Raw genomic sequence first — 15,782 nt, forward strand, 5'->3', positions numbered from 1 at the left:
GCAGCCGGGGGCACACACCCGGATACGACGATGCCGGGAACCTCCCAATGAGGTTCCCGGCATCGCGAAGGGATCAGACCGTGCGGCGGCGACGGCGGGATGCCAGGTGAGCACCCAGGGTGACAGCCAGGAGGCCGGCGACGAAGAAGCCGATCGGGAGCGCCCCGCCCGTGCGGGCCAGGGGGTTGTTGGTGTTGCTGCTGCCACCGGCTGCTGCGGCACCGGTCTCGGTGGGCAGCGGCTCCGGCGTCGGGTTCGCCGGCGCGGCGTCCGTGACGGCGAACTGCGCGGTAAGAACCGTCCCGGTCTGGGCGCCGGTGAGGGTCACGGAGTGAGCACCCGCCTCCATCGGCGCGGTGACTTCGTAGGTCACGGTGCCGTTGAGAACATCCCGCGCGCCAAGGTCGACAGGCTCAGACGCCAAGGTGGCGTCGGTCTGCCAGTCCGCGTTGAGCCCAGCCGCGGTGACCGAGAAGGTGGCACCCGGCTGCACCTCTGCCGGCGCGGAGATCGTGGCGTTGGCCGACAGCGACGCAAGATTGCGCTCGAGGGCCAGGCCGTTTGCCGCCGTGAAGAACAGGTCGGTTTGATCGGTCAGCCCCACCACATTCGCAGCGCCGGGGCCGTAGCCGGCGATCCGCACCTGCGCTCCGGTGTGCTGCTGCGATCCGCCCTGGGCGGAGGTGCCGTACGCGACGATCATCTCCTGGCCATCTGCTGTGAGCAGGTGCGTGTTCAGGCCGGGAATCGGCGAGCCGACGATCTGGCTGGTGTGTGCGTGGTCTGCCGTGACGACGACGAGGGTGTCCTTGCGCTCCTGGGCGAAGGCGAGAGCGACCTGCACTGCTTCGTCAAGGTCGACCGTCTCGCCGATCTGCCCACACGCGTTGGCGGCGTGGTCCTGCTTATCGATGCTCGCGCCCTCAACCTGGAGGAAGAATCCGTCCTCGCCGTCCAGCAGGGAGATTGCCTTCTCCGTCAGCGATCCGAGCGAGAGGTCGCTCGCGAGACGGTCGGGGTTCTCCGTGCAGGCCACTGCGGCGGGCAGGGAACCACCCGAGGTGAGGTCGGTCGCCACGGGACCCTGCCAGCGGACGGGGAAGTTACCTTCGGTGAAGAGTCCCAGCAGGGGCTGATCCGCATCGGCGACGGTGACCGCATCGAGGCTCGCGGCGTCACCGACTAGCTGGAAACCGCGGGCTTCCGCCTGCTCGAAAAGGGTCTTTCCCTCCCACGGGCCGGCCTTGGCGGTCTGCTCGAAGGAAGCCGAACCGCCGCCGAGCGTCACGTCGGGACGCACGTTGAGCATCTGCTCGCTGATGGACCCGAGGCCGCCGTTCTCCAACGCCTCGGAAGCGCAGCGCTGGCTGGTCTCGTTGGGACCGTAGCAACCACGCGCGGAGATGTGCGCGACCTGGGCGCCGGGGGTGGCGTCCTGGATCTCCGAGGTGGAGACGTTCCCTGTCTTCATTCCGTTCGCGCGAGCGATCTCCAGGAGAGTGGCCTGCGGCGCGTTGGCGACGTCGACGCTGAGGCGGCCGTTGACGGTCTTGGTGCCGGTAGACCACGCACTCGCGGTCGAGGCCGACTCGGGCGCATAGTTCGGCGCACCCGTATCCGTCAGGGCGTAGGTCGTGTACTGGCCGGTCAACGGCAGAGCGTCGATACCAGCGAACTCACCTGCAGCGCCCTCGGCGTAGTTACGGGCAATCGTGATCTCGCTGTCGCCCATCCCGTCGCCGATGAGCAGGATGACGTTCTTTGCGGGGCCGTCAACAATGGAGTCCCGCAGCAACTGGGTCATGTCGCCGTCGTTGCGGGTGGCTCCGCCGTTCTCAGTAAGGTCATCAGCCATCGCTGAGGCGGGCAACGCGCTCATCGAGACGAAGCCAACCATGGTCACAGTGGCGCCCAACGCAGCGATGACGCGCCGTCGGCGAATGAACGATTTCATGCGGGGGAAGCCTCTCGAGTAAAACGCGCCGCATGGGACGGGACGCGTGGACCAATACAGAAAACCTGCCGTGTCGGGCCGTGGGCTGGCTCGTGAGTGAACACCCGATGAAACATCGAGCTCAGCAGACTCGATCGTGGCGAAGAGTCGGACGCAGCATCTGGGTGAGACCCACAGAAGACGGAGTGTGAGTGGCCCGGGTGGGCGGCACTTCCGTGCGCGCTCACCCGGGCCGGTCACCTTCGGCGCACCACCACCTCTGGCGACCGTGGGACGTCGGGAGGGAAAGGTGACGCCCCACCTGCCTGCACCTCAGAAGCGATGCGGCAGCTTTTCGTCCCGGCGTTTGCCGGTTCAGTTCAAAAGTGTGTCCCCGATGTATCCGCCTTCGGCGCAGCCAGGTGGGATGGCGAAGACCGCAGAACCGATCGGGACGGTCCACTCGTTGAGGAGGTCGAGTTCGTCGAGGCGTTTCTGCAGCGGAGTGAACTGGGTGTCGACGTCGGCTTGGAAGGACACGAAAATCAGGCCCGAGTCGGACACGGACCCGTTTCCAGGTGGGATGTCGTAGTTGTATGCGCGGCGGAAGATCCGTTGACGGCCATCTTCGAACCGGGCTCGGCGCATGTGGGAGAACTCCGGGATCACCGGGAACCCAGGTATCGACTCACGTTTCTGGTAGCGCTTCCGAACGACCGGCGCACGGTATGCCAAGAACGATCGTTTCCGGACGCTCAGATCTCATCGACGAACTCCGATATGATCGGTGAGTGACGATGACCACTGAGATGACCGCCGCTGTATCGCTGTTCCACTCGCTTGCCGATCGCAGTCGCTTGTCGATACTGCGGCGACTGTCGATGGGCGAGGCTCGGGTGAGGGACCTCACCGACGAGCTCGGGTTGGCGCAGTCAACCGTGTCGGAGCACGTGGGATGCCTCCGCGAATGCGGACTTGTCGTCGCCCGCAGTGAAGGTCGACAGAACTTTTACTCCGTTTCCACTCCGGAAGTCATCGACATCCTGGAAGCCGCCGAGCGACTCCTCGCCACGACCGGCTACAAGGTCGATCTGTGCCAGACCTACGGGCGTGATCCCCGATGATCGGAACCATCGCGGCCGCCATCGGACTGTTCGCGGCCACGAACATCGACGACATCGTTGTCCTCACGGTGCTGTTTCTCGCGTCGACGCGCGGCTCCCTTCCAGGATGGAAAGTCGTTGCAGGGCAATACCTCGGCTTCATCGCTCTCGTAGCGATCAGCGTCATCGCCGCCGCCGGCCTCACCATCGTCCCGGACGAATGGGTCGGGTTCTTGGGCCTGATCCCACTCGCAATTGGTGTCTATGGCCTGATCCGAACCCTCCGGCGCCGGGGCGACGATGACGACGACAGCGCGATCAGCGCAGGAGGACTGTTCGGAGTCGCCGGCATCACGATCGCCAACGGCGCCGACAACATCTCCCTCTACACGCCGGTCTTCCGCACCAACCCCGTTCCGGACACCATCGTCACCATCATCGTCTTCTTGGTGCTCGTCGCCGTGTGGTGCCTCGTCGCGCGCTTCGTCGGCACCAACAAGACCGTCACAGAGGCATTGGAGAAGATCGAGCATTGGCTCGTGCCCGCCGTTTTCATCGGGCTCGGCCTGTACATCCTGATCGAGTCGGGCGTAGTCCTCCGTCTCATCGACGTTCTGTCATGACCAAGGTCGCCAGACTGGCCGTCGCCGCCGAAGCGGCCGCGCAGCAGGGCCAGTTCGAAGACATGTACCACCGGCTGTTCGAGACACAGGAACAGTGGGGCGAGGCACAAGAGTCACACGCGGCACTGTTCCGCGACTTCGCCGCCGACCCGACAACTGAGGAGCGCGTGCGATTCGAGGCCGCTCTCCAAGACTGATCGAGCCGTCCGGGCCGGTACTGGTCAGTCGGTCGTCACTGTAGGAGCGCTCTGCCGAGCAATGCGGGGCACCAAGCGTACGAGCACGACCATCGCGACGAGTTCCACCAACGTCTGAGTGACGACGGCAAGCGGCGCGATGCTCAACGAGGCAGGCAGGGCTAGCGCGAGTGGCAGCACGACAAGGGAGTTCCGGGTGGCCGCCGAGAACATCACGGCACGAGTGGGGGGAACGTCGAGCTGCGCGAATCGAGCAGTGAGGAGGCCTGCCGCGACAGCGACTACGACGAACGCTATGTAGAGCGGCACCACTCGCAGCAGCGTCAGCGCCTGGGAGCCGACCGCGGCGATCTGCGATCCGACGACCACGGCCAGCGTCGCCATCATCAGCGGGACCATCGCCCCCGCCATCACCTGTTCTAACGCGCGACCGATGCGGTGTCGTCGCGCGACCGCCGGCGGTCGATCGCCGGATGGACGCGAAGATCCTCGAACGCGCAGCTCGCGAGGGCGGCCCGCTGCAATCGCTCACCGCGGCCGAACTGGAACTCGACAAGGTGGCCGTCACGATCGACCCGCAGCCGAAGCCGGTTCGCGCGTGGGTGCGGTTCGGCTCAACACCTGTGTGGGTTGACGCCGAGGCGTGCCGGTGGACACCGGATGCCGTAGCTATTCGGTTCTCCGTAGGCGGGGTCGAGCATCGCGCGTGGGTATGGGCATCTGCGGTGACGCCCCTCAGCGCGAAGCCGCCGGCTGGGTGAGCACGAACGCGATCACCTGCCGCCGCCCGTCGCGCACGCGGCCCACAGGCCGCGGCGGTCGCGCTCGGCGGCGTCCTGGGCGGCCCTGTGGGCGTCCTGGCCGTCATAAGCGGCGTCGTAGGTGTATTCATACCCGGCGCCGGCCTCGATGAGAGTCAGGGCGACGCTGTGGCCCTCGTGCTGCACGTGTCGCAGTAGCCGGCCGTACCGGTCGACGTCGGCTTGGGTGGGGTCCGCGATCAGCTCGACGTCGCTGCGGTAGATCAGCTCGTCGAGGATCTCGCGCGCCTCCTGCGCGTAACACTCGTCTGCCTTCCCACCTCGGCCGATCTCGGGGGTATCTATTCCGATGATCCGCACCCGCTGCGCGCCGGCGCCGGTGTCGACGTCGATCGTGTCGCCGTCGACGACTGCGACCACGACACCGCTCGTCGACGAGCTTGCTGCGTTAGGACTGCTGGGCGGCACGCACGCGCTGACGCTGATGCTCACCCCGAGCAGGATCGGAGCGAGCATCAGGCGTCGCGGGCTCATCGTGTTCAAACCCGGCTGCGCTTTAATGTCACCGCTACGGCAACGACGACAGCGAGAACGAGGCTGGCAACGACCGCGATCGCGGGCCTCCACTCATCGACGGTCGCGCCGGCCAGGATCGTGATTAGGGCGGTAGTGAACCCCGTGATGCCAGCTCGAATCGCCCAGGTCGTGTAGTCGAGAGCACCGAACAGCGCGGCCAGGATGATTGCGACAGACGCAACGCATGCGGTGACGGTCGCGAAGCCAGTGACAGCTTCGATGAGCCCGGGTATGGGTGGGATCCGCGGCTTGATATCGGGCATGCCGGACTGCGAGAACATCGTCGGTCAGCTCCCCGCCGGCGTCGGCTCTTCTGTAGCAGGGGCACGACGGACGGGCTCGACGGCGGCAGTCGCGTGGGCGAGGTCGGGGCCGATCGCGGAGGCATCGATGATGCGCCGGTACACGGTGCCTTCACGGCCCTCGAACGATGCATCCCGTTCGACGCCGGCGACAATCACCGCGTGCCCCTTGCGCAGCGAGCTCGCGGCGTTCGCGCCAAGCTCGAACTTCGCCTCGACGTAGTGAGCGAGGGGCTGGTGCCCCTCGATTCGCTCGTCGCCGCGGTACTCGTAGGTGTTCTCGAGCACCGTGAACTTGGTGACCTGGATGCGGCCTGCCTGCTGCACCTCGGGGTCAGCGGAGAGCCGGCCGGTGACGAATCGTGCGGACATGGGGGTTCCTCTCTCTTGGTGGTCAGCGCGGCAATGGCGCGCGGGCGTTCTGCATGAACGGCTCGGGATTGATCGGCTTGCCGTTGTTGTGGATCTCAAAGTGGAGGTGGCACCCGAACGAGAACCCTGTCTCGCCCATCGTGCCGATCTGCGTTCCTGCGGCGATCTGGTCGCCCTTGGCCACTCGCAGGCTGCCGTCTTCCATGTGGAAGTAGCCGGACTCGATGCCGTTCCCGTGGTCGATCCACACGACGTTTCCCCGGTAGGGCTGCACGCCGGCGAAGGTCACGGTGCCGCTGCCGGCCGCCCAGATCGGGCTCCCGCATGAGCCGGTGGCCAGGTCGGTGCCCTTGTGGCATTCATCGCCGGGACGGTCGATGGTGCAGGTACCGAACGTGTCGGTGACCGTCCCGCGTGCGGGAACGACCCACTCCCCCGTGCCTGCGCTGCACGCAGTGGTCAGCGCCGTCACGATCGCTTTCGCGTCCGTCTCGAACCGGGCGTAATGCTCGGGGTCGTCGTTGACCTGGGTCTTGTGGATCGCGAGGGTGGCAGGCATGTCCTGCCACCCGTCCACCTGGGTCAGCCGGTCGTAGAACAGCGCTGCGGAGCGTGCGGGGTTGAGCCGGTCCTCAACGCTCCCCCATGAGTCCTGCTGCTGGAACAGTCCGATCGAAGTCGTGCGGGTGCCGTTGGGGTTGGTGACGCCGGAGGTCTCCCAATCGCCGTAAGTGATGTTCCGCAGTGACGATTCGCCTATCGCGGTCATGACTGCGAGGAGCTGGCCGTGCTGGTTGATACCGAGATCCATGCCGGCTCGGATGATCGCCGCGGCGTTGGTGAGCTGGTCGCGCTTGTACCCGTTCACCTCTGCCGGCAGCGCGCCGGTGTCGGCCATGCACATGCCGGCGGCGTCGGCTCGTTGCACGGAGGAGAGGATGAACGTCGCCCCGAACATGAGCGCCACGGCGACGGCCACGACGGCGGCGATCAGCTTGGTTTTCATGCCGCGTCCTGGTCGCCGTCGCCTCGCATCCCCTCGTCGGTGTCAGTCAGGCTGACCTCGATAGATGAACGCACGTGCTGCACGTGCGTTTCGGGGACGCTGCCGTACTTGAACACGAAGTGACCGGGTGCGAGGTTCTGCAACGTCTCGGCCGTCGACGGGTCGAATCCGAAGGTCTGAACCGCCCAGTCGGCATCCTCCTGGCGGTCCTGCCGGAAGATGTAGATGCTCTGCGCCTCGCTGATGACGGTTCGCCCGGGCGAATCAGCGGGGATATCGGCGCCCTTGTGGAACACGAAGACGTTGCTTAGGCCGAGGCCACGAGAGAGCTTCTGGTTCGACTTCAACAGGTGCGCGGTGGGGCCTTGAACCATGTCCCACCCTTCCTCGTTGATGCAGGTCGTCTGCCAGCCCGGATCGGCACGGAGCCGGCCGAGCATCCACTGGTTGCCGATCGCGCGGACAACGTGTGAGGACGGGCCCTCCCCGGGGAGCTGAGAGATATCGAAGCTCGTCAGTTTGCCGGTCAGCGCCACCTCTTTGCTGGTGTCGCCGTCGAGCAGGCCGCCGTACTCCTCCAAGAGCCCTTCGAGGGTGAATCGGACGCCGAGGCCCGCCTGGTGCAGCCGGTCACGGGCCGACTCGCTGCCGTTCAGCTCCTCCGCGTCGACGTCGCCCAGCAGCGGCAGGAGGTCGCTCATCGTGGGAGCACGACCGCCCTCGAACTGCACGAGAGCGCGCGTGAGGGCCGATCGAGCTGCCTTCTCTTCCCATTCGTCGATGCGCTCACCGTCTCGCGCGATACGGAGGATCGCGTGCAGCAGCCCGTACGTGCCGGCGGAACCGATCTGGTAGACGATCAGCGGGTCGAGGGCCTCGCCCCCCCCTGAGCCACCCTTGGTGTCTAGCACCGCCGACGACCTGACCCTCGACCAGCTTCCGTGACAAGCCAGTCAGGTAAGCCGTCGGCAGTCTGCACTGTGGAAACGACGAACCCAGACTTGCACCAAAAATGCACCACGCACGTCCGCAACATGCAGAAAACCCCCGGATAACCGGGGGTTTTCGCTGGCGGTGACGGTGGGATTTGAACCCACGGTAGGGGGTTACCCTACACAACTTTTCGAGAGTTGCACCTTCGGCCGCTCGGACACGTCACCGCCGACCAGCTTACGACATCCGAGGCGATGCTGCGAACCACGGCGTCCCCGGCCGGGCGTAGCGTGTGTCTGTGACGCGATCATCGGCCCCGCAGACAGCTCTCATCGTCGCGATCGCGTCGCTCGCGTCATCCGTCGCGTTCCTCGACAGCACGATCGTGAACGTCGCGCTCCCCGCGATCGAACGCGAGCTCGGCGGCGGTCTCGCGACGCAGCAGTGGGCGGTCGACGCGTACCTGCTGACGCTGTCGTCGCTGATCCTGCTCGCGGGCTCCGTGAGCGACGCCTACGGGCGCCTCCTCGTGCTGCGCATCGGGCTGGTCGGCTTCGGTGTCGCCTCGGTCGCGGTGGGACTCGCGCAGGATCCGGTCTTCCTGATCGCCGCGCGCGCCGTCCAGGGCGCGGCGGGCGCCTTCCTCGTGCCGAGCTCGCTCGCCCTCATCACATCGCTCCTCCAGGGCCACGAGCGCTCTCGCGCCATCGGCCTGTGGACGGCCTTCACGACCGGTGCCTCGCTCGTCGGGCCGCTGCTCGGCGGCCTCTTCGTCGACCTGCTGTCCTGGCGCTACGCGTTCCTCATCAACGTCCTGCCGGTGGCCGTCACGCTGTGGCTCGTCGCACGACTCCCCGTGCACGACGAACGCCGAGCCGATGCGGGCATCGACTGGTTCGGCGCGGTCCTGTGCACGGCGGGCTTGGGCGGCATGGTCTTCGCACTGATCGAGCAGCCGAACCTCGGCTGGGCCTCCCCCGCGATCTGGATGCCGCTGGCCGGCGGCGCCGTGATGTTCGCGGCCTTCCTGCTGCGGCAGCGCACGTCGCGGCATCCGATCCTGCCCCTCGGGCTCTTCCGGGCGCGCAACTACTGGACCGGCAACCTCGCGACGCTGTTCGTCTACGCCGCCCTTTCGCTCAACGGCTTCGTCGTCGGCGTTTACCTGCAAGAGGGCGCCGGCCTCAGCGCGACGCTGGCCGGCCTCGCGAGCCTGCCGACGACGGTGCTGCTCATCGTTCTGAGCCCGTGGGCCGGCTCGCTCGCGGAACGCCTCGGCGGACGCCTGTTCATGACCGTCGGCCCGCTCGTCATGGCCGGCGGCGCACTGATGCTGCTGCTCGTCGGCGAGCGCTTCGACTACTGGTGGCAGGTGCTGCCCGGCCTCGTCGTGTTCGGGCTCGGGCTCGGCGTGACCGTCTCGCCGCTGACCTCGACGATCCTCGGCGCGATCGACTCCGAGCGCTCGGGCATCGCCTCGGCGGTCAACAACGCCGTCGCGCGGGTCGCGGGCCTCGTGGTCATCGCCTTCCTCGCACCCATCGTGGGCGGCGCGCTCGACCTCGATGGATTCCACCGAGCAGCGATCGTCACCGCCGCGCTCATGGCCGCGGGCGGGCTCATCGCCTTCACCGGCATCCGGAACAGCGCACCCTCAGCTGCAGCAACCCCGTCCGCGGCTGACTGACGCTCAGGCCGGCGAGCGCTCCGCCGCGAGCGGCCCGAGCACCGACAGCATCCGCAGCTTCTCCGCCGCTTCCGACCCGGGCTCCGGGGTGAGGGTGAGGAGGGCTTGCGAGCGGTCCTCCGTGAACAGCACCTGGCAGTCGACCTCGATCTCGCCGACGGCCGGATGCACGACGACCTTGTGATCGGCGAAGCGCTCGGCGACCTCCTCGAGGTCCCAGAGCCGCGCGAACTCGGCGCTCCGCTCGCGCAGGTCATCGACCAGACGCGCGGCCCGCGACCCTGCGCCACCCCGGCCCGCGACGGCGCGCAGGTTCGCCACGATCGCCCGGCTCTGCCGGTCGTGATCGGATGCCGGGTACACCGCCCGCTCGCTGACGGGATGCACGAACCAGCACCAGGCACCGCTGCGTTCGGGTCCGATGCGCCGTTCCCGCGCGCCGAACAGAGCACGCGCGAGATCGTTCTGCGCGAGAGTCTCGTCGAGCTCGGTGATCACGAGCGCCGGGATGTCGTCGAGCCGATCGAGCACCCGCTGCAGCGCCGGCGCGACGTGATCGGCGGCTCCGGAACGCTCGGACGGCGTGTGCCCAGCGAGGCGGTGCAGGTGGTCGCGCTCGGAACGCGAAAGCCGCAGCGCCCGCGTGAGCGAGGCGAGCATCTGCAGGCTCGGCTGCGGCCCGCGCTCCTGCTCGAGGCGCGTGTAGTAGTCGGCGCTCATCAGGGCGAGCTGCGCCACCTCCTCGCGTCGGAGCCCCGCCACACGGCGGCGCTCTCCGGACGGCAGCCCGACATCCTCCGGACGCAGTCGCTCGCGGCGCGCGCGGAGGAATCGGGCGAGAGCGGCACGGTCCACGCATCCATTGTGAACGCGGCGACCCGCCCGAGCCAGGGACCGCCGCTCCCCCGTTCGGGCGTGCCTGGATGCATCAGGATGCCGCGACGAGAGTCGGGGCATGGACATCACCGGACGCACCATCTTCATCCCCGGCGCGACGAGCGGCATCGGCCGGGCGCTCGCCATCGCCCTCGCCGAGCGCGGCAACACGGTCATCGTCGGCGGGCGCCGTCGCGAGCTCATCGACGACCTGCGCTCTTCCTACCCCGGCCTCGACGGCGTCGAGATCGACACATCGGATGCCGCATCCATCGGCCGTGCCGCCGCCGAGGTTCTGGAACGGCATCCCGATCTCGACGTGCTCGTCACGATGGCGGGCATCATGAACGCCGAGGACTGGACCTCTCCCGCGGGCTTCGTCGACAGCGCCGAACGCACCGTCACCACGAACCTGCTGGGACCGATCCGGCTGATCGGCGCGTTCATCGAGCACCTGCTGACACGCCCCGCCGCCACGATCATGACCGTCTCGTCGGGCCTGGCCTTCGCTCCGCTCGCCGCCACCCCCAGCTACAACGCGACGAAGGCCGCCGTCCACATGCTGAGCGAATCACTGCGACTGCAGTACGCAGGATCGCCGGTGTCGATCGTGGAGCTCGTGCCGCCCGCCGTGCAGACCGACCTCATGCCTGGTCACGCCGAGAACCCGCAGGCGCAGCCGCTCGACGAGTTCGTCGACGAGGTCATGTCGATCCTCGAGCGGGATGCCGACGTGCGCGAGGTGCTCGTCGAGCGCGTCGAGTTCCTGCGCCACGGCGAAGCACGCGGCGACTACGCCGACGTCGTGCGCGCACTCAACGCGAGCGACCCGCACGCGGGGCAGCGAGGGGGCCGGTAGCGACTCTCATTCGCCCCTGCCAGACTGAGATCATGAGCGCGATCGAGAACTCCAAACTCACCGTCGTCGGCGCGGGCGCCGTCGGATCCAGCGTGGCCTACGCGGCCCTCATCCGGGGATCGGCCCGTCACGTGGCCCTCTACGACATCGCGACCGAGAAGACCGAGGCAGAGGTGCTCGACCTCGCGCACGGGGCACAGTTCACGGGTTCGAGCGACATCATCGGCGGCTCCGACATCTCGGTCGCCGAGGGCTCGCACGTCGTCGTCATCACCGCGGGAGCGAAGCAGAAGCCCGGGCAGACGCGCACCGAGCTGGCGGGCGTGAACGCGGGCATCATCGCCTCGATGATGCCGCAGCTGCTCGACGTCGCCCCCAACGCGACCTTCGTCATCGTGACCAACCCCTGCGACGTGCTCACCGTCCTGGCGCACGAGGCCACCGACCTGCCGCCCGAGCGCATCTTCGCCTCGGGCACCGTGCTCGACACCTCGCGCCTGCGCTGGAAGATCGCGCGTCGCGCCGGCGTCTCGATCTCGAGCGTGCACGCGTACATCGTCGGCGAGCACGGCGACACCGAGTTCCCGCTGTGGTCGCACGCCACCATCGGCACGGTGCCGATCCTCGACTGGGTGCCGCTCGACGGTCAGCCCAAGTTCACGAAGGAGGAGCTCGACCAGATCGCCATCGACGTCCGCGACGCCGCTTACAAGGTGATCCAGGGCAAGGGCGCGACGAACTACGCCATCGGCCTCTCGAGCGCGCGCATCGTCGAGGCGATCCTGCGTGACGAGGATGCCGTGCTGCCCGTCTCCACGGTGCTGCGCGACTTCCACGGAGTCGACGGCATGGCGCTGTCCGTGCCGTCGGTCGTCAACCGCCGGGGCGCGTTCCCCGTGCGGGAGATCGAGTTCTCCGAGCGCGAGCTCGAGCTGTTCCAGCACTCGGCCGCGGCGCTCAGCGAGGTCGCGACCTCCCTGCGCGGCTGATCAGTCGGTACGCCGATACGTCCGTCGGACCGGTGGTGCTGGTGTCGTCCCGGAGCCCCGGGAAGACGACATCCGCACCACCGATCCGACAGTTGTATCGGGACGAGGCTCGCGGGGGGCCGGTGACCGAGGGATGTCGGAGGTCGCGCCTACCCTGGACGCATGGCCTCTCGACGTCCCGCCGCCACCTCGGCCTTCAAGTGCACAGAATGCGGGTGGACGACGGCCAAATGGGTCGGCCGCTGCGGTGAATGCCAGCAATGGGGCACGGTCGTCGAGGCGGCGACGCAGACCGGCATCACGTCGACCGTGACGGCGGTGAGCCCCGGCGCTGCCCGCGCTGCTCGTCCGATCACCGAGATCGACACGACCGAGGCGCCTCGACGTTCGAGCGGCGTCGGCGAGTTCGACCGCGTGCTCGGCGGTGGCGTCGTCCCCGGCGCGGCGATCCTGCTGTCGGGCGAGCCCGGCGTCGGCAAGTCGACCCTGCTCCTCGAGGTCGCCGCACAGTCCGCCCGCTCGGGTCGGCGAGTGCTGTACGTCAGCGCGGAGGAATCGCTCGGCCAGGTCCGCCTGCGGGCCGAGCGCACCGGCGCGCTGCACGACGCCCTCTACCTCGCGAGCGAGACCGACCTCGCCACGGTGCTGGGTCACGTCGACGAGGTGCGCCCCGACCTCCTCATCGTCGACTCGGTGCAGACGGTGTCGTCGTCGCTGTCCGACGGGGTCGCGGGCCAGCCGAGCCAGGTGCGAGAGGTCGCGTCGACGCTCATCCGCGTCGCTAAGGAGCGTGACCTCCCTGTCCTCATCGTCGGACACGTCACGAAGGACGGGTCCATCGCCGGCCCCCGGGTGCTCGAGCACCTCGTCGACGTCGTCTGCCAGTTCGAGGGCGACCGCCAGACCTCGCTGCGCTTCGTCCGGGCTCTGAAGAACCGCTTCGGGCCGACCGACGAGGTCGGATGCTTCGACATGACGGGCGACGGCATCGCAGAGGTGCCCGACCCGAGCGCCCTGTTCCTCGGGCACGGCGACCCCGTGCCGGGCACGTGCGTCACGATCGCGCTCGAGGGGCGTCGCGCACTCCCGGTCGAAGTTCAGGCGCTGACCCTCAAGACCGGGGCACCCAACCCTCGACGTGTCGTCAGCGGAGTGGACAGCGCGCGCGTCGCGATGATCCTCGCCGTGCTCGAGAAGCGCGGCGTCGCGGTCACGAGCGACCAGGACGTCTACGTCTCCACCGTGGGAGGCGTACGCCTCGTCGAGCCTGCCGCAGACCTCGCCATCGCCATCGCCATCGCGGGCGCCGTCGGCGGCAGGGCCGTGTCGCGACAGGTGGCGGCCTTCGGCGAGCTCAGCCTCGCCGGGGAGATCCGGCCGGTCACGCAGTCGAGCCAGCGACAGTCCGAAGCGAAGCGCATGGGCTATACCGCCGTGGTGGATGCCTCATCCCGCACCATCGGCGGAGCCATGCGCGATCTACAGGTGCGCCAGCCCGCAGCATCCGCCGTCGACGCCGGCTTCTGACCGGCCCCCCGACTCACCTGGCAGTTCACGCCCCTATCCACGCGCCGAGGGGGCACCAACTGCCAACCCGAACTCGGAGCCCCAGCCCCAGCCCAAACCACGAGCCCGAGGTTAGGCGTCGAGGGCGGCGATCACGTCCTGGGGGGCAGCCTGCATCGGGTGCGGGCCGGCGATGTCGAAGAACACGGTGCTGATCTCGGCCTCGTGCACGCCGAGGAAGGCGCGCAGGCCCCCGGGCGACTGCAACGCCACGTGGGCGGGAAGCGCCGCCGGCTTGTGCGCCGCGTCGCTGAACAGCAGCAGCGCGACATCGCCGGTGTTCGGATCGCGATACGTCCAGATCTCACCGACGTCGCGCGGATCGTCACGGTTCCCGGGTCGCATGAGCGGCACCACCGTCGGACCGTGCCGCAACGCGAATGCGAGGGCAGCCATGTCTTGCGTCTGCAGGGCGTCTGCGAGCTGCGGGTTGCGGAACTCGGGCAGCGGCTTCTTCGCGCCGCGCTTCTTTCCAGCCATCACCTCAGCCTAGAGAGAGAGAAGGGGCCCTCTCGAACTCTTCATTGGGGACTGAGGAAATCGAGAGGGCCCATCGCTCACCCGAGGTGGGGATCCGTCGTCGCGATTCTGGGGGGTTTCGCGACTACTCGCTGCTGGGGACAGCGGGGGTCCTCGGGGAACTGCATCCAGGTTACGGCCGAGCTCGCCACCTGTCGCCCTCTCTCCGGTGAGAAAAGTCTCACGTCGGTGAACGCGTCAGCGCAGCACGAACTGTCGTTCCTGTTGCGCCGCGAGCCCACCGATCTCGACCGCCAGGTTGAAGTAGCCCGCGGGCGCTGCCGGGCGCTCCGCGTCGCACGTGTCGACCGACGAGCGGGTGCGGTCCCAGGTGATCGGAGTCACGCTCGACACCGTCTGGCCGGGGTCGATCTGCACGACCTGATCGCTCGACTCGCTCTGGCAGTCCGTCGAACGCCACCAGACGTCGGGTCCGCTCGCGACCGTGAGCTTCTGCGTCGCCGTGCCCACATTGAGCAGGCAGGGAGCCGAGCCGGAGTTCGTGAGCGAGATGGACAGCTGCGGCAGTTCGCCGGCTCCGTAGGACTCCTTGTCGGTGACCGCCGAGACCTGGACCGAACGAGCGGAGCACGCCTCGACCTCGGCCGGCGTCGCGTCCGACGACGGCTGCGGCGCACTGGGGGATGCCGCGGGCGTGGGCTGATCCGCGGGCGGTGACGCCGGTGCCTCACCGGCATCCGACGACGCAGCCGGAGCGGGAGTGCTGTCCGCTGCCGATCCCTCCCACGGTCGCCAGAACGCGAGCACGACAGCGGCGATGAGCACCAGCACGACGAGCAGCAGCACGAGACGTCGCCGGCGGTAGACCGCGGGCGAATGACGGCGTCGGGGCGGCGTGTCGGTCATGAAGCCAGGGTAGGCCGCAGGTCGGACGCCGCCCCGGCGGCACGCCTACAGGTGCTTGAGCATCCGGGTGTTGCCCAGGGTGTTCGGCTTGACGTGCGCGAGGTCGAGGAACTCGGCGATGCCCTCATCAGGGCTTCGCAGCAGCTGCGAGTACACATCGGCGTCGACGATCTGCTCGCCGATCGCCTCGAACCCGCGCCGCGCGAAGAAGTCGACCTCGAAGGTGAGGCAGAACAGGCGCGAGAGACCGAGCTCGCGAGCGCCCTGCTCGAGCCGGTCGACGATGGCGCCGCCCACCCCACGGTGCAGCCACTCGTCGACGACGATGAGGGTGCGCACCTCGCCGAGGTCCTCCCACATGACGTGGAGGGCGCCGCATCCGACCAGCTGCCCGTCGGCCTCGGCGACGACGAACTCCTGCACCGACTCGTAGAGCACCACGAGGTCCTTGCCGAGCAGGATTCGTCGCTGCACCCAGGGCTCGAGCATCTCGCGGATGCCGCGGACGTCGCTCGCCTTCGCAGGGCGGACGACGAAGGCCGGGTCGTCTGAGCTCACGCCTCAACGATAGTCCGCGCCGGTAAGGTTGCCTCAGCCCGAGATCCCTCCCGCC

Annotated in this window: 19 protein-coding genes, 1 tRNA gene and 1 pseudogene; 8 read left to right on the forward strand and 13 right to left on the reverse strand. The window is 68.2% G+C overall.

Annotated elements, in window-relative coordinates; genetic code table 11:
* Positions 1–73 precede the first annotated feature (73 nt).
* Together phoA and VC184_RS15180 are read right to left on the reverse strand one after the other, a co-directional pair.
* A complete protein-coding gene (gene phoA, locus VC184_RS15175) occupies positions 74–1,954 on the reverse strand; it encodes an alkaline phosphatase (RefSeq protein WP_269268770.1) in 1,881 nt (626 codons plus the stop codon).
* Positions 1,955–2,308: 354 nt separating this feature from the next.
* Positions 2,309–2,611 (reverse strand): annotated as a pseudogene (locus VC184_RS15180) (Dyp-type peroxidase); the annotation flags it as partial.
* Positions 2,612–2,730: 119 nt separating this feature from the next.
* Between VC184_RS15180 and VC184_RS15185 the strand changes: the two are divergent.
* Genes VC184_RS15185 through VC184_RS16370 form a run of 3 tightly spaced genes read left to right on the forward strand, consistent with a single transcriptional unit; the run spans position 2,731 to position 3,856 of the window.
* On the forward strand, positions 2,731–3,057 hold the full coding sequence (locus VC184_RS15185; protein ID WP_205289221.1) for an ArsR/SmtB family transcription factor: 327 nt from the start codon (positions 2,731–2,733) through the stop codon (positions 3,055–3,057).
* Positions 3,054–3,659 (forward strand): cadmium resistance transporter, encoded by a 606-nt coding sequence (locus VC184_RS15190; protein ID WP_114587653.1) that lies wholly within the window; start codon positions 3,054–3,056, stop codon positions 3,657–3,659. The genes VC184_RS15185 and VC184_RS15190 overlap by 4 nt, the downstream gene beginning before the upstream one ends.
* Positions 3,656–3,856, forward strand: a complete 201-nt coding sequence (locus tag VC184_RS16370; protein ID WP_404568994.1) for a hypothetical protein — start codon at positions 3,656–3,658, stop codon at positions 3,854–3,856. The genes VC184_RS15190 and VC184_RS16370 overlap by 4 nt, the downstream gene beginning before the upstream one ends.
* Before the next feature lie 24 nt (positions 3,857–3,880).
* Here the strand turns inward: VC184_RS16370 and VC184_RS15200 are convergent, their stop codons facing one another.
* Positions 3,881–4,243: a hypothetical protein gene (locus VC184_RS15200; RefSeq protein ID WP_407667119.1), complete on the reverse strand. Its 363-nt coding sequence runs from the start codon at positions 4,241–4,243 to the stop codon at positions 3,881–3,883.
* A gap of 86 nt (positions 4,244–4,329) precedes the next feature.
* Between VC184_RS15200 and VC184_RS15205 the strand changes: the two genes are divergently transcribed.
* Entirely contained in the window at positions 4,330–4,617 is a 288-nt protein-coding gene (locus tag VC184_RS15205; RefSeq protein ID WP_114587654.1) for a hypothetical protein, read from the forward strand.
* 12 nt (positions 4,618–4,629) lie between these two features.
* Here the strand turns inward: VC184_RS15205 and VC184_RS15210 are convergent, their stop codons facing one another.
* The 6 genes from VC184_RS15210 to VC184_RS15235 all read right to left on the reverse strand — a co-directional run bounded on the left by VC184_RS15210 (position 4,630) and on the right by VC184_RS15235 (position 8,033).
* Entirely contained in the window at positions 4,630–5,037 is a 408-nt protein-coding gene (locus VC184_RS15210) for a thermonuclease family protein (RefSeq protein ID WP_271175006.1), read from the reverse strand.
* Between the two features lie 119 nt (positions 5,038–5,156).
* Positions 5,157–5,456, reverse strand: coding sequence for a hypothetical protein (locus tag VC184_RS15215; RefSeq protein WP_162815384.1), 300 nt, complete (start codon positions 5,454–5,456; stop codon positions 5,157–5,159).
* Positions 5,457–5,480: 24 nt separating this feature from the next.
* Positions 5,481–5,867, reverse strand: a complete 387-nt coding sequence (locus VC184_RS15220; RefSeq protein WP_114587657.1) for a single-stranded DNA-binding protein — start codon at positions 5,865–5,867, stop codon at positions 5,481–5,483.
* A gap of 22 nt (positions 5,868–5,889) precedes the next feature.
* The gene (locus VC184_RS15225; RefSeq protein ID WP_114587658.1) at positions 5,890–6,873 is read right to left on the reverse strand and encodes a M23 family metallopeptidase; all 984 of its coding nucleotides are present in this window, start codon (positions 6,871–6,873) and stop codon (positions 5,890–5,892) included.
* Positions 6,870–7,784: a hypothetical protein gene (locus VC184_RS15230; protein WP_323986781.1), complete on the reverse strand. Its 915-nt coding sequence runs from the start codon at positions 7,782–7,784 to the stop codon at positions 6,870–6,872. Before VC184_RS15230 ends, VC184_RS15225 begins: the two co-directional genes overlap by 4 nt.
* Positions 7,785–7,942: 158 nt before the next feature.
* Positions 7,943–8,033 (reverse strand) — tRNA-Ser (locus VC184_RS15235).
* Between the two features lie 71 nt (positions 8,034–8,104).
* Here VC184_RS15235 and VC184_RS15240 point away from each other — a divergent pair.
* Positions 8,105–9,493, forward strand: a complete 1,389-nt coding sequence (locus VC184_RS15240) for an MFS transporter (RefSeq protein ID WP_282501631.1) — start codon at positions 8,105–8,107, stop codon at positions 9,491–9,493.
* 3 nt (positions 9,494–9,496) lie between these two features.
* On the opposite strand, the gene VC184_RS15245 is transcribed toward VC184_RS15240, so the two are convergent.
* Positions 9,497–10,348, reverse strand: a complete 852-nt coding sequence (locus VC184_RS15245) for a helix-turn-helix transcriptional regulator (protein ID WP_323986782.1) — start codon at positions 10,346–10,348, stop codon at positions 9,497–9,499.
* Positions 10,349–10,448: 100 nt separating this feature from the next.
* Here VC184_RS15245 and VC184_RS15250 point away from each other — a divergent pair, with 100 nt between their 5' ends.
* From VC184_RS15250 to radA, 3 genes are all read left to right on the forward strand, one after another.
* Positions 10,449–11,228 carry an SDR family oxidoreductase gene (locus tag VC184_RS15250; protein ID WP_323986783.1) on the forward strand — a complete coding sequence of 260 codons (780 nt, stop codon included), beginning with the start codon at positions 10,449–10,451 and terminating at the stop codon, positions 11,226–11,228.
* A 32-nt stretch (positions 11,229–11,260) separates the two neighbouring features.
* Positions 11,261–12,217 carry an L-lactate dehydrogenase gene (locus VC184_RS15255; RefSeq protein ID WP_114588768.1) on the forward strand — a complete coding sequence of 319 codons (957 nt, stop codon included), beginning with the start codon at positions 11,261–11,263 and terminating at the stop codon, positions 12,215–12,217.
* A gap of 162 nt (positions 12,218–12,379) precedes the next feature.
* Positions 12,380–13,744 carry a DNA repair protein RadA gene (gene radA / locus VC184_RS15260; protein ID WP_323986784.1) on the forward strand — a complete coding sequence of 455 codons (1,365 nt, stop codon included), beginning with the start codon at positions 12,380–12,382 and terminating at the stop codon, positions 13,742–13,744.
* 111 nt (positions 13,745–13,855) lie between these two features.
* Here radA and VC184_RS15265 read toward each other — a convergent pair whose 3' ends face one another.
* From VC184_RS15265 to VC184_RS15275, 3 genes are all read right to left on the reverse strand, one after another.
* Entirely contained in the window at positions 13,856–14,263 is a 408-nt protein-coding gene (locus VC184_RS15265) for a dehydrogenase (protein WP_323986785.1), read from the reverse strand.
* A 237-nt stretch (positions 14,264–14,500) separates the two neighbouring features.
* Positions 14,501–15,169 (reverse strand): hypothetical protein, encoded by a 669-nt coding sequence (locus VC184_RS15270; RefSeq protein ID WP_269268249.1) that lies wholly within the window; start codon positions 15,167–15,169, stop codon positions 14,501–14,503.
* A gap of 45 nt (positions 15,170–15,214) precedes the next feature.
* A complete protein-coding gene (locus tag VC184_RS15275; protein ID WP_323987781.1) occupies positions 15,215–15,658 on the reverse strand; it encodes an amino-acid N-acetyltransferase in 444 nt (147 codons plus the stop codon).
* Between the last annotated feature and the right edge of the window lie 124 nt (positions 15,659–15,782).

It is taken from the genome of Microbacterium plantarum (assembly GCF_035231185.1).
GTDB lineage: Bacteria > Actinomycetota > Actinomycetes > Actinomycetales > Microbacteriaceae > Microbacterium > Microbacterium plantarum.

Excerpts from the sequence above, each read along its gene's own strand:
- VC184_RS15200 (WP_407667119.1), bottom strand. The coding sequence starts at position 4,243 with ATGATGGCGACGCTGGCCGTGGTCGTCGGATCGCAGATCGCCGCGGTC.
- VC184_RS15225 (WP_114587658.1), bottom strand. The coding sequence starts at position 6,873 with ATGAAAACCAAGCTGATCGCCGCCGTCGTGGCCGTCGCCGTGGCGCTC.
- VC184_RS15190 (WP_114587653.1), top strand. The coding sequence starts at position 3,054 with ATGATCGGAACCATCGCGGCCGCCATCGGACTGTTCGCGGCCACGAAC.
- VC184_RS15185 (WP_205289221.1), top strand. The coding sequence starts at position 2,731 with ATGACCACTGAGATGACCGCCGCTGTATCGCTGTTCCACTCGCTTGCC.
- radA (WP_323986784.1), top strand. The coding sequence starts at position 12,380 with ATGGCCTCTCGACGTCCCGCCGCCACCTCGGCCTTCAAGTGCACAGAA.
- VC184_RS15220 (WP_114587657.1), bottom strand. The coding sequence starts at position 5,867 with ATGTCCGCACGATTCGTCACCGGCCGGCTCTCCGCTGACCCCGAGGTG.
- VC184_RS16370 (WP_404568994.1), top strand. The coding sequence starts at position 3,656 with ATGACCAAGGTCGCCAGACTGGCCGTCGCCGCCGAAGCGGCCGCGCAG.
- VC184_RS15265 (WP_323986785.1), bottom strand. The coding sequence starts at position 14,263 with ATGGCTGGAAAGAAGCGCGGCGCGAAGAAGCCGCTGCCCGAGTTCCGC.
- VC184_RS15255 (WP_114588768.1), top strand. The coding sequence starts at position 11,261 with ATGAGCGCGATCGAGAACTCCAAACTCACCGTCGTCGGCGCGGGCGCC.
- VC184_RS15250 (WP_323986783.1), top strand. The coding sequence starts at position 10,449 with ATGGACATCACCGGACGCACCATCTTCATCCCCGGCGCGACGAGCGGC.
- phoA (WP_269268770.1), bottom strand. The coding sequence starts at position 1,954 with ATGAAATCGTTCATTCGCCGACGGCGCGTCATCGCTGCGTTGGGCGCC.
- VC184_RS15215 (WP_162815384.1), bottom strand. The coding sequence starts at position 5,456 with ATGCCCGATATCAAGCCGCGGATCCCACCCATACCCGGGCTCATCGAA.
- VC184_RS15270 (WP_269268249.1), bottom strand. The coding sequence starts at position 15,169 with ATGACCGACACGCCGCCCCGACGCCGTCATTCGCCCGCGGTCTACCGC.
- VC184_RS15275 (WP_323987781.1), bottom strand. The coding sequence starts at position 15,658 with ATGCTCGAGCCCTGGGTGCAGCGACGAATCCTGCTCGGCAAGGACCTC.
- VC184_RS15205 (WP_114587654.1), top strand. The coding sequence starts at position 4,330 with ATGGACGCGAAGATCCTCGAACGCGCAGCTCGCGAGGGCGGCCCGCTG.